This window comes from Pseudoalteromonas sp. SG45-2 (assembly GCF_014164115.1).
Taxonomy (GTDB): domain Bacteria; phylum Pseudomonadota; class Gammaproteobacteria; order Enterobacterales; family Alteromonadaceae; genus Pseudoalteromonas; species Pseudoalteromonas distincta.
Genome location: NZ_JACJEO010000021.1, coordinates 27,768 through 41,760, shown reverse-complemented (window position 1 = coordinate 41,760; position 13,993 = coordinate 27,768). Strand labels below are relative to the sequence as shown.

The window sequence follows — 13,993 nt, the reverse complement described above, 5'->3', positions numbered from 1 at the left end:
AATGATAAAAAGCTTACTTTGTGTATTTTTACTAAGTGTTAGTACTGGAGTTTTTGCAGCAAATATAACAATTAAAAATGCTAATAATGGCCCATTACCTAATGCTGTTGTGTGGCTAACTGCAGGAGATTCCTATGGCGTTATTCCTCCAGAAGCACCTTATGCGATGACCCAGCAAAATCGAGAATTTAAGCCGCGTATTTTAGTTGTCCCACAAAATGCAAAGGTAGAGTTTCCGAATGGGGACTCAATCATGCATCACGTTTATTCATTTTCTAAAGCTAAAACATTTGAATTAAAGCTATATAAGGAGCACCCAAAAGCGCCCATTACTTTTGATCAAACAGGGGTTGTTGAGCTTGGCTGTAATATTCATGATTGGATGTTAGGTTATATTGTGGTGGTCGATAGTACTATTTTTGCAATCACTGATGAAAATGGTCATGTTGATTTAAATGCCAATGTAGGCGAATACACGTTAAGTGTTTGGCATTCTGGGTTTAGTGATATTAGTAAGGTTGAATCTCAAACTGTTACTGTGGCTACTAACCCGATCACTTATAAAGTAAAGCAGGAAATTGCGGAGCAAATTGACTTTGCTACGGATGAATTTGATGACTATTAATCGTTTAACGAGGCTGATATTTTTAGCCGGTGCTTTATGTTTTAGTAATGCATTGTATGCACAAGTAAAAGGCTTGTTACAAATTAGAGCCGTGCAGGGTGACGATATACGTAGCTTTCAAGAGGGCGGCCTTGGGCTATATCGGCACGATACTAAAAGCGACGAACTTATTTTATCCCAAGGTATTTTAAATTTTAATGTTGATTTAGCATCTAGTTGGTCGGCTCATGGGGTGTTAAATGCGAATCAAGATCCTGACGTTGGCCTTGGTTTTACGCAAGCTTATGTAAAGTATCAGCCGCTATCTAACAGCAACTATAAATGGCATGTGCGTGTAGGGGGCTTTTATCCACTTATGTCGCTTGAAAACCCTGATATAGGGTGGACTTCTCCTTATAACTATACAAACTCAGCTATTAATAGCTGGATAGGCGAGGAAGTACGCACTGTTGGCGCAGAGATAACTATTAAGCGCCCAGCAAAACGTTTTAACAGCGCTCATAGCTTTAGTTTTGTAGGTGCTACATTTAAAGGCAATGACCCTGCCGGTACTTTACTTGCTTGGCGTGGTTTTGCATTACACGATAGGCAAACTACATTTAACGAAAGTGTTAAATTTGCGCCTGTAGCGGCATTAAATACGTATGAATTACGCTGGCAAGCTAATCAGGTTTTACCGTTTGAAGAAGTAGACGGACGTTTTGGCTATTACGCTGGCGTACACTGGGATTACTTAAAAAAATCACAATTTCGAATTTATTATTACAACAATAATGGCGACCCAACCACGCTTAATATTAGTACAGGGCAGTATGCTTGGGATACTTGCTTTACAAGCGCCGCTTGGCTTTATAAGTTTAATAGTAAAACCCGCTTTATAGCACAGGTGCTCAATGGTAAAACCGAAATGGGCGCTAATGCTTTAATAGATAATGCCTTTTACAGCCATTATTTAATGTTAAGCCATAAAGAAGGCAAGCATCGAGTTTCAGTACGCTACGATTACTTTAAAGTGATAGATAACGACACCACTGCGTTTGATCCTAATGCAAGCAATGGGGAAGGTTTAACCGCAACATGGCGCTACCAGCTCACTAATAAACTACAAATAGGGGTTGAAGGTTCTGCACTTAAAAGTGTTGCAAAAAATAGAGAGCCAATTGGATTTAATGAACGAATCTCGCAGCAGCAAATAATGCTAAACGCTCAATGGCGATTTTAGGTTTTATAAACTAGATTTATTATCAAAAAGTAGGTATTAAATATGTTTTTTTTTGGAGTAATTAATGAATTTGAATAGTATCCGCGTCAAAGTCTCTTTTCCTATTGTTATTTTAGGTATTGCTATCTTGTCGTTAATTATTGGGTATTCATACTTAATTAACTTACAAAAAAATGCATTAGATGTGCAATCGAATAAATTTATTAAGGCTGTGTCTCTTGCTTTGAGTGCCGACAGGGATTTGTATCAAGCAAAGGTTGCTGAGTTAAATTTAGTCGCACATAACGACAATAAAGAAGCTTATTTGCAAGAGCATAAAGAAAATGCTGAGCAAGTAACGCAAAGGTCAGAGCAGTACTTAGCTTTGTTATCGGACTATCCAAAAGCTATAAATGGGCTTCGCGGTTTTGATGGTGCTTATAATACTTGGTTAAACGCTTCACTGGCCTATATGAATGATAAAACAAATCTAAAAAAACAGTCTCAATCAGAAAAAGCATTTGACGAATTAAGATCTACGCTTGATCAAGCTGGTGAATTAGCAGAGCAAACATCGGTTGAAGAAGTTCAAAAACTATCAGACACAATTGCTTCAACTAAGTTAACTATGCTTATTTTTGTCATATTAATTTTATTAGTGGCGTGTTGGTTTAGTTACCTTATTCCTAAGCAATTAACACAGCAAATTAACTATGTAACTTCTCGTATTAACGATATAGCCTCTGGTGATGGCGATTTAACTGGCAGGATCGCTATAACGTCTAAAGATGAATTTTCTGAACTTGCAACGCAGTTCAATCGTTTTCTCGACAACTTACAGCAATTAATTCGCGATATTTTAGAGCAATCAAAAGAACTAAGTGAATTAGGAGGTGAGTTAAGTCAGGTTGCAAATAAAAACAATGCTGTAAATCAAACGCTCAGCCAAGCCTCTGAGTCAATAGTAAGTGCAGTGCATGAGATGAGTGTAGCAAGTAGAGAAGTTGCAGGTATTGCTCAGCAATCATCAACAGAAGCTGATAAATCGTTAAATTTAGCTCAGCAAGGACTAACAGCGGTTGCGCACTCTAGTTCTCGTATTATTTCTTTGTCGCAAAATATGGAGCAAGCTATGGCGCGCTCTACAGAGCTACAACAAAGTTCTGATAACATTGCCAAAGTACTTGAGGTTATTCGTGCAATTGCAGAGCAAACAAATCTGCTGGCGCTTAATGCTGCTATTGAAGCCGCGCGAGCTGGTGAATATGGCAGAGGTTTTGCTGTGGTAGCAGATGAAGTAAGAACATTGGCTACACGCACGCAAGTAAGCACAAACGATATTCAAAAAATGATAGAGCAATTTGCAACGAGCGTAGAACAATCAATTAAAGCGATAGATGAAGGTAAGCAATTTGCAGATGATGCGGTTGGTTCGTTTAGTCAAACTAATGATGTGCTTAATGCAATGCAAAGCTCGTCTACTAAAGTAAATGATATGGCGATGCAAACAGCGCAAGCGACTGAAGAGCAGACAACGGTTGCAGATGAAATAAGTCAAAACCTATCATCATTAAACGATCAAACTTTAGAAGGGGGGGCGCTTGCTCGAACTACTGAGGATGTATCTAAAAAAATGGAACAATTGACTGATGAGCTAAATCACTTAGTGCATCGATTTAAAGTTTAAATAAACTGATTATTTGGTTAGATAGCTCTTTAAGGTTTTGAAATATAACTGTACTTATGTTGTTTGCCAGCTCGAGTTCAGTTTGAATCGTCATTATAAAAATAAAAAGGGACTTTAAAAGTCCCTTTTTTAATGCAATTTTAACCTTGAGAAGTCAACAAAGCCTAAAGTGAATTAGTATTATTTTTTATCAAAAGCGCGTTTCATGTAGTTAGGTGTAGCGAGTGCACCATGATGAATACCGCTGTTGTAGTATTCACTTTGCTCAGCTATTTGTGCTGCGCCGTCTTCTCTAAAACCGTCAAATGCTTGTGATTTACGTGCAAGTGTTACCGACCATAAACCGCTTGGGTAAATTGGTTGCGGGAATGGCAGTGTTTGTAAATCGTTAAAGCCTACGCTTAGCATTGCTTCGCGTATTTCAACTAATAATGGCATATGCATAAGAGGTGATTCGCTTTGTTGCACTAAAATACCACCTGGGCGCAGTGCATCTAAACAGCTTGTGTAAAACGCATGATTAAATAAACCTTCACCTGGACCCACCGGATCGGTGCCATCAACAATAACCACGTCGATAGATTCGCCAGCGGCTTCGCGCATGTATTTAATACCGTCGTCAAACATAACCGTTGCACGGGCGTCGTTGTTAGATTCACAAAGCTCTGGGAAGTATTTTAACGACATTTGCGTTACTACTTCGTCTATATCTATTTGCGTTACAGTTTCTACGCCTGGGTGTTTTAATACTTCGCGTAAAGTACCGCAGTCGCCGCCGCCAATAATAACGACGTTTTTAGGGTTTGGGTGCGCTAAAAGTGCAGGGTGGCTGATCATCTCATGATAAAAGAAGTTTTCGCGGGTTGTTACCATAGTACACCCGTCGATGATCATTAAATTACCAAAGTCTGTGGTTTCAAACATTTCTACCTTTTGAAAAGGAGACTGTTTTTCATCTAACTTTTTATTAATACGTAATGAAAATGCGCTGCCATCGCGGTCGCTAATTTCAGTAAACCACTTACTTTGATCTAAATTTGCCATAGTTACTATTACACTTTTTTAGGTTGAGTATGAAAAAGGGGCAATTCTGCCAGTGCTTGGCGTTTTGCTCAATGACATTTTAACTGATTTGACGAATAAAGTTAGTTAGGAGTGAGTGAAAGTTCAATTTTTGTTAGCCTAGTGGATAGTGACGTATTAAAATGCGCCTTTATACCTAATTGACTAAAGAAGAGTTGCCATGACCTGGGGTTTAGAAACAGCACGCGCCACTTATAACGTTGCTCATTGGAGTGATGGTTATTTTGATATTAACGCACAAGGCGAACTGGTGGCTTACCCAGATGGCGACCAAACAAAACCGGCCATTTCTTTAACGCAATTAACTGAGCAGTTTAAGCAACAAGGTTTAACGTTGCCGGTTTTAGTACGCTTTACTGATATTTTAAAAAATCGTGTAGACACACTTACTAACGCGTTTACGCAAGCGCGAGCAAATCGTGAATATAACGGAAAATACACCTGTGTTTACCCAATAAAAGTAAATCAGCAACGTTCTGTAGTAAGTAAGCTATTAGCGCATCCAAGCGGGCTTGTTGGCCTAGAAGCAGGCTCAAAGCCAGAACTTATGGCTATTTTGGGCGTAGCAAAAGAGCCAATTACTATTGTGTGTAACGGCTATAAAGACAGTGAGTTTTTACGCTTAGCATGTATTGGTCAAGCAATGGGCCACAGCGTAAAAATTGTGGTAGAGAAGCTTTCAGAACTAACCACACTACTTGAAGAAATAGACAACCTAGTCATAGAACCTGCTATTGGTATTCGTATTCGCCTAAACTCAGTAGGCAAAGGCAAGTGGCAAAACACGGGCGGCGAAAAAGGCAAGTTTGGTTTAACGGCAGGCCAAGTACTAAGTGCAGTTGAAGTGCTTAAAAAGCATAATAAGCTGCACTTAATGCAAATGGTGCATTTTCATATTGGTTCTCAAATTGCCAACATTCGTGATATTCACCGTGCTTTGCGTGAATGCGCACGCCACTTTGCTGAGCTTACGCAATTAAACGTACCGTTAAATACCGTTGATGTGGGTGGCGGCTTAGGCGTTGATTACGAGGGCTCTGGCTCACGCAGTGCGTGTTCAATGAACTACACCGTAGAAGAGTACGCGCGTAATGTAGTGAATGCATTTGCAGAGGTGTGCGATCAGCATAACCTTACGCATCCGGCCATTATCACCGAATCGGGGCGCGCTTTAACCGCTCACCATGCGGTATTAATTACCGATGTAATTGACGTAGAAAAAGCGCCCAATCATTTAAATCCAGAGCCACCGCTTGAAAATAGCGCGTTAGTGCTTGATGAAATGTGGCAGTGTTTACAGCGTTTAAACCCGCGTATGGCACTTGAGATTTATCACGACGCTATGCACTTATTTAGCGAAGCGCACGATCAGTACGTGCATGGCTTAGTAAGCATGCTAGAGTGGGCGAAAATAGAGCAGCTTTACTTTACTATTTTACATCGTGTACGTGCATCGCTTAGTAATAACGCGCGCGCGCACCGTGAAGTCCTCGACGATTTAAACGAAAAGCTTGCCGATAAACTCTTTGTTAACTTTTCATTATTTCAGTCATTGCCTGATGTATGGGGTATTCAGCAGTTGTTTCCGGTTATGCCAATCGAAAACTTAACTCAACCATTGACTCAGCGCGCGATTATTCAAGATATTACCTGTGACTCTGACGGGCAAATCCGTGAATACGTTGAAGGCGCTGGTATCGAAACCAGCCTACCAATACCAGAATATAAACACGGTGAGCAATACCACATTGCTATGTTTATGGTGGGTGCATATCAAGAAATTTTAGGCGATTTACATAACCTATTTGGTGACACTGATTCTGTGCATGTAGAGCTTAACGATGAAGGTTATGTGTTAACCAATGCCATAAAAGGTGATAGCGTTAAGGATGTATTAAAGTTTGTTGACTATGATAGCGCCATTTTAGCTGACAACTTTGCGTACCAAGTTAATAAACTTGATGTATCAGCGCAGTGTAAAGAAGGTTATTTAGCTGAGCTTAATGCAGGCCTTGAAGGCTATACCTATTTTGAAGATTAATTTGTAAGCAACTGAAAGCGCAGTATTAGTGGCTGCGCAATGTTTAAAGGAATGGAAGTAATGTCAGTTATTCGCGGTGTATTTAGTATTATTTTTTACACAATAAACACACTTTTTTGGTTTGTGCCTATTTTTATTTGTGGGCTTATAAAGCTTATACCTATTAAGCCTCTACAAAAGGTTATGAGCTGGGCTGCAAAGCAATTTGCAACTATTTGGGTAACCTTTAATAGCTTAAATCAAAAGTTATTTACGCCAACTAAACTTAATGTAACTGGCCTTGAAGACCTTAAGCTAAAGGATTGGTACCTAGTAATTGCAAATCACCAAAGCTGGGTCGATATTTTAGTATTGCAGCGCGTGTTTAACCGTAAAATTCCATTTTTAAACTTCTTTTTGAAAAAAGAGCTTATTTACGTGCCTATTCTAGGTTTGTGTTGGTGGGCGCTTGATTTTCCGTTTATGACTCGCACGAGTAAAAGCCAATTAAAAAAGAATCCAAAGCTGCGAGGCAAAGACTTAGAAACCACGCGTAAAGCCTGCGAAAAATTTAAAGAGATGCCAGTAAGTGTGGTTAACTTTGTAGAAGGCACTCGTTTTACTACACAAAAGCACGCGCGCCAAAATAGCCCGTTTCCACATTTATTAAAACCAAAAGCGGGCGGTATTGCTTTTGTAATGCAAGCGATGGGCGAGCAAATTACTAAAGTGGTTAACGTTACCATTCATTACCCAGATGGCATTCCTACATTCATGGATTTTGCAGGTGGTAAGGTAAAAAATATCAACGTACACGTGGATGTAAGGCCTGTAAGCGAAGAGCTTATTGGTGACTACACCGGCGATTCTGAATTTAGAGTACGCTTTCAATGCGAGCTAAATCGTTTATGGGAAAATAAAGAGCAAACATTACAATCGCTCGAAAAACACCCCAAATAAAAGGCAAAAATATGAGCTTACAGTTATGCTAAAAAAGTGGTTACCAAATTGGCTTAACGGCTTAATTGTGGGCTGCGTATTGTTTTCTAATGTAATGCTTTTTGGCTCGCTAGTATTTGTACTAGGGCTTATTAAGTTATTACTGCCTTTGTCTGTTGTTAACTCTTTATTGCACAGCGCTTATCGAGGGTGGTGTAATGGCAATCGGTTTGGCTTGTGGCTAGGTTGTCCTAATATTGTGGTTGATATAAGTGGCGATTTAAATTCAAAAAGTTGGTATTTACTTATATGTAATCACACGAGTTGGTTAGATATAACCGTGCTTAGCTCATTACATGCATTACCAGCCCCTAAGTTTTTTTTAAAAGATGAATTAAAATACGTGCCTTTTATTGGCACTGGTGCGTGGGCTATGGGTATGCCGTTTATGAAACGGGTAAGCAAAGCACAGCTTGCTAAAAACCCAAAATTGAAAGGGTTGGATGTAGAGCGCACAAAGCACAGCTGTCGCAATTTTCGTCACTATCCTACTACCATCGTTAATTTTGTTGAAGGCACACGCTTTACGCCAGCTAAGCATAATCTGCAGCAAAGTCCTTTTAAGCACTTATTAAAACCCAAAGCGGGTGGCATTGCTTTTGCGCTTGAAGTGCTAGCCAACCAATTTGATGCCATGCTAAATACAAGTTTAGTGTATAGCGGTAAAACAGATCACGTTTGTCGGAACTTACTCAAAGGCGAGCTAGATTCTATTTATGTTTCAATAGACGTAACGCCCATTAATGACAATATGCAGGGCAGCTATCAAACCGATGACGTATTTAAAGCTAATTTTCAACATTATGTGAATGAGCTATGGGTTGCGAAAGATCAGCAGCTTGCCGATATTTATGCTCAACAAGATTTACCTGAACCACAAATCAGTAAGGAAATTGAAACACTATGACCAACACCCACCTACAGGAGTTAATCGCTCCTTGGTTTGAAAAAGTACCCGATGCGGATTTTCTTAGTTCTATTACCGCAGTTTCAATAGGGATTTTTTCTTTATTAATTGTTTACTTATTTACTCGTAGGTTAATGTTACCAGGCATTCAAAAAGTGGTAACTAAGCTTTCGCCTCAACGTATTGGTTCGTTGTCGCCTATGCTTAATAAGCTTAATAGACGTATTGCAGGTATGCTTTGCAGCGTATTATTTTTGGCGACCTTTGACAGTGTTTATCCGGTTAATGAGCTGACCGCTGAAATTTTGAAAACGGTTGGCCAAGCTATACTAATTATTCATGTAGGTTTTATTTTTAGCAGTATTGTAAGTATTGCGGGTTCTATTTATAACCAATTGGAGTTTGCACGCGAAGTCCCTATTCAGGGCTTAATTCAGGTTGTTAAGCTAATCACCTTTATTGTGTGTGCTATTTTAATTGTAAGTATTTTCCTTGAGAAGTCACCCACTTATATTCTCTCTGGCTTTGGTGCTATTGCTGCTGTTACGTTATTAGTATTTAAAGACACTATTTTAGGCTTTGTAGCTAGTATTCAAATCGCAGCAAATCGCCTAGTAACCTATGGTGATTGGATTCAAGTAGAAAACTACGGCGCCGATGGTGAAGTAATTGATTTGGGTTTAAACACTGTAAAGGTACGTAACTGGGATAACACCATTACAACTATTCCAACTTATATGCTAGTTGCGGGTTCGTTTAAAAACTGGCGTGGTATGCAAGAGTCGGGCGGTAGACGTATTAAACGTTCACTTAATATAGATATGCACAGTATTTGTTTAGTAAGTGATGAATTTAGAAAGCAAATAGATGCGGCTATTCCGCTTCATGACTATATCCGAGTGACGACATTACCCGCTCAAGTTTCTAATTTAGGGCTGTTTCGTCGTTATGCTGAGGGCTATTTAAAGCAGCACAGTAAAATTAATACGTCGCTTACGTTAATGGTACGAGAGCTACAACCAATGAACCACGGGTTACCGATTGAGTTTTATTGCTTTAGTGAAGACAAACGCTGGATTTCGTACGAGCATCTACAAGCCGAAATAATGGACCATTTACTTGCAGTATTGCCAGTGTTTGGGCTTAGGGCATATCAAAGTGTTAGTGGGCAATTAAGCCCTCCTAACGAGCAACAAACAGATAAGCCAATATTTAGAGTGATGGCAAATAGTGCTGCAAAAGACCCACAGCAATAAATAAAGCTAAGAGCCACCAAATAGGTGGCTTTTTAAATCGCAGCCATGCAAATGTAATTATTACTAACGCAACCTGCCAAAGGTTATACACAGCCGATGTCCAAATTGGTGAATACAATGCGGCCGCTAAAAAACCGACTACCGCTGCATTAAGCGCCGCTATTGAACTTGCAAAACGTGGCTTACTTGCCAAATTAATCCAACTCTTCTGAAACGCCAGTATAAGTAAAAAACCAGGCATAAATATAAGCAGTGTAGCTATAAGGGCACCCACTAAAGGTTGCTCAGAAGTAAGTTGTGCGCCTAAGTAAGTAGCAATAGTAAACATTGGCCCTGGCACTGCCTGTGCACTCGCGTAAGCACTTAAAAACTGATCATCACTCAATGCTGGTACGCCAGCTTGAAGTACCGGCAGTACTACGTGTCCGCCGCCAAACACCATTGCACCCGCTTGGTAAAAAGGGGTAAACAAAGCAAACTCATGTCCTAGTGGAATAAAGCTAACCCCAAGTAAGAGCGCAAATAACCCCAGTGCAATCCAATTAATATTACTGTTTTTACTGCTAACATCGTCTGCTACTGTGCCAAGTTTTAATAAAGGCCATATAGCACCTACTGTTGCAGCAGTGATTAAAATCGCTATTTGAGTTCCCATCATTGGAAATAACACCAAGGCAAGTGTACTCATTATCGCAAGTAACTTAAGCGCACCACTTGTACAAAAGCTTTTAGCCATACTAAGTGTTGCATCAGCGACTATAACAACGGCAAATAACTTTAAGCCTGCAATAATTGCAAAGTAAACAGCGTCAAACTGATGGGCACTAGCCGCAAGCAGCACCATTATTAAAAACGAAGGCAAGGTAAAGCCTACAAAAGCAGCTATACCACCCAGTACTCCTGCACGCTCAACACCAATAGCAAAACTAACTTGGCTAGAGCCTGGCCCTGGTAATGCTTGGCTTAAACTAATAAGTTGTGCGTAACGCGTGTTAGTTAGCCAATTTAACGAGTCTACAAAGTGGCGCTTAAAATAGCCTAAATGCGCAGCGGGGCCACCAAAACTCATGCACCCTAGTAAAAAAAATTGTCTAAAAATAGCAATTAACATTGCGCCAATATCCTTTGTAAAATTCATTAAATTGTCACAGCGTAGTATGACATTTTTATTAAAACGGCACATTAGTTTGAGGTCTGTTTAACAATCATGCAAGATGCGCTGCTTTTAACACTCTCTTCATAGTTTGTTCATACATGTATTTGCATACTCTTGCTAAATTCTTAATGAATAGGGTATCACCATGACTTTAACTAAATCACTTTTAAGCGTAACCGTAGTAGCTGTATTACTTTCTGGTTGTGAAATGAATAACACCGGCAAAGGTGCGGCTATTGGCGCAGCAGCGGGTGGCGTATTAGGTAAAGCAACAAGTAACCATAAAGATAAGCGTATTTTTATAGGCGCTGCTATCGGCGCACTAGCTGGCGCTGCAGTGGGTAACTACATGGATAAGCAAGAAGAAGCATTTCGTGATGAACTTGCAGGCTCTGGTGTTGAAGTTGTACGTGAAGGAGATAACTTGCGTTTAGTTATGCCATCTAATATTACGTTTGCGACCGACCAATCTTATATTTCGTCTGGCTTTAACGATACCTTAGATGCTATTGCTAAAGTGATGAACAAATACGAAAAAACGTACCTAAGTATTGAAGGCCACACAGATAGCACAGGTAAAGACAGCTACAACATGAACCTATCGCGTGAACGTGCTCAAAGCGTTAAAAACTACTTAGTGAACCAGCAAATCATGGCTGAGCGTGTAAGTACTATGGGTTATGGCGAAACACGTCCAATTGCGACTAACGATAGTGTAAATGGCCGTGCTCAAAACCGCCGTGTAGAAATTCAAATAGTACCAAACACTGAAGAATAATTAGTCTTTATTAAACTGTAATTCACACAGTTTTTGATACAACGGGTTACTTGCTACTAATTCTTGGTGGGTACCCGTTGCTATAATCTCTCCATTTTCCATTACCACAATCACATCGGCATGTTTAACCGTTGCTAGTCTATGGGCAATAATAAGCGTGGTGCGGTTTTGCATTAAATGCTCAAGCGCTGCTTGTACATGGTGCTCACTTTGCGCATCGAGTGCGCTGGTGGCTTCATCAAGAAGGAGTATTTCAGGGTCTTTTAGTATGGCACGCGCAAGCACAATACGTTGCTTTTGCCCACCCGATAACCGCACACCTTGCTCACCTAAAAAACTGTTATAACCTTGCGGTAATTGTTTAATAAATTCATCTGCATGAGCATGTTTGGCAGCGGCATATACTTGCTCGTCACTTGCTTTTGGGTTGCCGTAGCGAATGTTATGCATTACATCGGAGCTAAACAAGATAGGGTTTTGCGCGACCATACCCATTTTACCTCTGAGGGTATTAAGCGATAATTCTTTAATGTTTATATCTTTAAATTTAATGGCTCCGCTAGCCGGATCGTAAAAGCGCTGTAGTAATTCAAATAAGGTTGTTTTACCTGCGCCAGAAGGGCCAACAATAGCCACAGTTTGGCCTTGAAGTATATTTAAACTTATTTTATTAAGTGCGCTTACGTCTGGGCGAGAAGGGTAGTTAAAGCTTATATTCTCAAGCGTAATAGCAGGGCTGTTACTATTTTTTAGTAAGTAACTATCTTGTGGATTTAGTGGGTTTTCTATCTCACTTTTAACAGCAAGTAACTCAAGTAATCTTGCAGCTGCGCCTGCTGCGCGTTGTAGTTCGCCATATACTTCAGCAACGGTTGCCACCGACATTGCTACCATAATAGCGTAAAACACAAAGGCTCCTAGCTCACCGCCAGTCATGGTACCTGCTAATACGTCGCTGCCGCCGACCCACAGCATTGCGCTAATAGCGCTAAAAGTTAAAAATATTACCGCTGCAATTAAAAACGAACGTTGCTTAATGCGGCTTTTAGCCACATTAAAGGCTTTTTCGGTTTCAAGTGCAAAAGCGTGCTGCTCTTGCTCTTCGTGGCTATAGCTTTGCACAACTTTAATATTTTGAATGATCTCGCCGGCATAGGTGCTTATATCGGCTATGGCATCTTGGCTGGAGCTTGCAAGTTTGCGCACCTTTTTACCAAATATCATCATAGGAACAAGTACCAACGGCACACAAGCAACAACCACTAAAGTAAGTTTTAAATTAGTAAACAACAGCATAGCAAGTCCACCAACCAGCATAAGTACACTGCGCAACGCCATAGAAAATGATGAACCAATAATTGATTGCAGTAATGTAGTGTCGGTTGTTAAACGCGACATAAGCTCGCCACTGCGGTTTTCTTCAAAGTAGCTTGGGTGCAAAGTAACAATGCGATTAAACACGGCTTTGCGAATATCGTTACTGACTCGCTCGCCAATCCACGACATTAAATAAAAGCGGCTAAAGGTGCCTACAGCCAATAAACTAATTAAACCAATAAGCACCAATACAGCTTGTTGTAGCTGATCTTTAGAGCCAGCTATAAAGCCATGATCTATGACAAACTTAACCCCTTGCCCTAAGGATAAGTTAACACCTGCTGTTACTAACAGGGCAGCAAGCGCCGCTACTACCATCCATTTATACGGTTTAATAAAAGCAAAAATAGGTAATAAACTACTAAAAGCGGCTTTTTCGGGCTTAGGGCTTGTTTTTGACATAGTGGATTCTTTTTAAAGGTTAAGGTATAGATATGGCACTAAGATAATAAAAATCAATACTATTAAATATTAGCCAATAAGGAAACGTTATGACTACTGCAACCGTAAGTGGAGAATTTAATGTAAATCTAGCCCCAATTGAAGGTTACGCAAGCGGCCAAAACGGCGTTAATTTAGGGCGTATGTCGATAGATAAAACATTTAAAGGTAGCTTAAATGCCACCAGCCAAGGCGAAATGCTAAGCGCCATGACACCCACACAAGGCAGTGCCGGTTATGTTGCCATAGAGCAAGTAATAGGCGAGCTTGACGGCAAAAAAGGCAGTTTTGTACTGCAGCATTTTGGCACTATGGATAAAGGCCAAGACAGCCTAATTTTAAATGTAATTCCCGATTCAGGCACTCATGAGCTAGAAGGGTTAACGGGCAGTATGAAAATACGTATTGAGCAAGGGATTCACTACTACGATTTTGAATACACCTTATAAGATACACAAGGATT

General features: G+C 40.1%; 12 protein-coding genes. 9 read left to right on the top strand and 3 right to left on the bottom strand.

From position 1 onward, the window contains the following. Position 1 precedes the first annotated feature (1 nt). The 3 genes from H5116_RS15355 (at position 2) to H5116_RS15345 (ending at position 3,513) form a co-directional block, all read left to right on the top strand. Positions 2 to 625 (top strand): methylamine utilization protein, encoded by a 624-nt coding sequence (locus H5116_RS15355; RefSeq protein WP_182716555.1) that lies wholly within the window; start codon positions 2 to 4, stop codon positions 623 to 625. Beyond that, positions 615 to 1,847: a hypothetical protein gene (locus H5116_RS15350; RefSeq protein WP_182716554.1), complete on the top strand. Its 1,233-nt coding sequence runs from the start codon at positions 615 to 617 to the stop codon at positions 1,845 to 1,847. Before H5116_RS15355 ends, H5116_RS15350 begins: the two co-directional genes overlap by 11 nt. Before the next feature lie 64 nt (positions 1,848 to 1,911). Then, positions 1,912 to 3,513 carry a methyl-accepting chemotaxis protein gene (locus tag H5116_RS15345; RefSeq protein ID WP_182716553.1) on the top strand — a complete coding sequence of 534 codons (1,602 nt, stop codon included), beginning with the start codon at positions 1,912 to 1,914 and terminating at the stop codon, positions 3,511 to 3,513. A gap of 180 nt (positions 3,514 to 3,693) precedes the next feature. Here the strand turns inward: H5116_RS15345 and speE are convergent, their stop codons facing one another. After that, positions 3,694 to 4,557 (bottom strand): polyamine aminopropyltransferase, encoded by an 864-nt coding sequence (speE, locus tag H5116_RS15340; protein WP_182716552.1) that lies wholly within the window; start codon positions 4,555 to 4,557, stop codon positions 3,694 to 3,696. A gap of 199 nt (positions 4,558 to 4,756) precedes the next feature. On the opposite strand from speE, the gene speA reads away from it, so the two are divergent. From speA to H5116_RS15320, 4 genes are read left to right on the top strand one after another with little or no spacing between them, the layout of a single operon-like run. Beyond that, positions 4,757 to 6,637 carry a biosynthetic arginine decarboxylase gene (gene speA / locus H5116_RS15335; protein ID WP_182716551.1) on the top strand — a complete coding sequence of 627 codons (1,881 nt, stop codon included), beginning with the start codon at positions 4,757 to 4,759 and terminating at the stop codon, positions 6,635 to 6,637. A 60-nt stretch (positions 6,638 to 6,697) separates the two neighbouring features. Then, a complete protein-coding gene (locus H5116_RS15330; protein WP_182716572.1) occupies positions 6,698 to 7,576 on the top strand; it encodes an acyltransferase in 879 nt (292 codons plus the stop codon). A gap of 25 nt (positions 7,577 to 7,601) precedes the next feature. After that, complete coding sequence (locus H5116_RS15325) at positions 7,602 to 8,522, top strand: acetyltransferase (RefSeq protein WP_002959541.1); 921 nt, start codon at positions 7,602 to 7,604, stop codon at positions 8,520 to 8,522. Then, a complete protein-coding gene (locus H5116_RS15320) occupies positions 8,519 to 9,778 on the top strand; it encodes a mechanosensitive ion channel family protein (RefSeq protein WP_182716550.1) in 1,260 nt (419 codons plus the stop codon). The genes H5116_RS15325 and H5116_RS15320 overlap by 4 nt, the downstream gene beginning before the upstream one ends. On the opposite strand, the gene chrA is transcribed toward H5116_RS15320, so the two are convergent. Further along, a complete protein-coding gene (gene chrA, locus H5116_RS15315) occupies positions 9,735 to 10,889 on the bottom strand; it encodes a chromate efflux transporter (RefSeq protein ID WP_182716571.1) in 1,155 nt (384 codons plus the stop codon). The genes H5116_RS15320 and chrA overlap by 44 nt on opposite strands. Positions 10,890 to 11,079: 190 nt before the next feature. Between chrA and H5116_RS15310 the strand changes: the two genes are divergently transcribed. Then, a complete protein-coding gene (locus tag H5116_RS15310) occupies positions 11,080 to 11,712 on the top strand; it encodes an OmpA family protein (protein WP_182716549.1) in 633 nt (210 codons plus the stop codon). Here the strand turns inward: H5116_RS15310 and H5116_RS15305 are convergent, their stop codons facing one another. Continuing rightward, positions 11,713 to 13,491 carry an ABC transporter transmembrane domain-containing protein gene (locus tag H5116_RS15305; protein ID WP_182695858.1) on the bottom strand — a complete coding sequence of 593 codons (1,779 nt, stop codon included), beginning with the start codon at positions 13,489 to 13,491 and terminating at the stop codon, positions 11,713 to 11,715. An 89-nt stretch (positions 13,492 to 13,580) separates the two neighbouring features. Between H5116_RS15305 and H5116_RS15300 the strand changes: the two genes are divergently transcribed. Continuing rightward, positions 13,581 to 13,979 carry a DUF3224 domain-containing protein gene (locus H5116_RS15300; RefSeq protein ID WP_182712836.1) on the top strand — a complete coding sequence of 133 codons (399 nt, stop codon included), beginning with the start codon at positions 13,581 to 13,583 and terminating at the stop codon, positions 13,977 to 13,979. Positions 13,980 to 13,993: the final 14 nt, after the last annotated feature.

Bases quoted from the DNA above. Each gene is read 5' to 3' on its own strand.
- speA (WP_182716551.1), top strand. From the start codon at position 4,757: ATGACCTGGGGTTTAGAAACAGCACGCGCCACTTATAACGTTGCTCAT.
- H5116_RS15345 (WP_182716553.1), top strand. From the start codon at position 1,912: ATGAATTTGAATAGTATCCGCGTCAAAGTCTCTTTTCCTATTGTTATT.
- H5116_RS15330 (WP_182716572.1), top strand. From the start codon at position 6,698: ATGTCAGTTATTCGCGGTGTATTTAGTATTATTTTTTACACAATAAAC.
- H5116_RS15355 (WP_182716555.1), top strand. From the start codon at position 2: ATGATAAAAAGCTTACTTTGTGTATTTTTACTAAGTGTTAGTACTGGA.
- H5116_RS15350 (WP_182716554.1), top strand. From the start codon at position 615: ATGACTATTAATCGTTTAACGAGGCTGATATTTTTAGCCGGTGCTTTA.
- speE (WP_182716552.1), bottom strand. From the start codon at position 4,557: ATGGCAAATTTAGATCAAAGTAAGTGGTTTACTGAAATTAGCGACCGC.
- H5116_RS15300 (WP_182712836.1), top strand. From the start codon at position 13,581: ATGACTACTGCAACCGTAAGTGGAGAATTTAATGTAAATCTAGCCCCA.
- H5116_RS15305 (WP_182695858.1), bottom strand. From the start codon at position 13,491: ATGTCAAAAACAAGCCCTAAGCCCGAAAAAGCCGCTTTTAGTAGTTTA.
- H5116_RS15325 (WP_002959541.1), top strand. From the start codon at position 7,602: ATGCTAAAAAAGTGGTTACCAAATTGGCTTAACGGCTTAATTGTGGGC.
- H5116_RS15310 (WP_182716549.1), top strand. From the start codon at position 11,080: ATGACTTTAACTAAATCACTTTTAAGCGTAACCGTAGTAGCTGTATTA.
- chrA (WP_182716571.1), bottom strand. From the start codon at position 10,889: ATGTTAATTGCTATTTTTAGACAATTTTTTTTACTAGGGTGCATGAGT.
- H5116_RS15320 (WP_182716550.1), top strand. From the start codon at position 8,519: ATGACCAACACCCACCTACAGGAGTTAATCGCTCCTTGGTTTGAAAAA.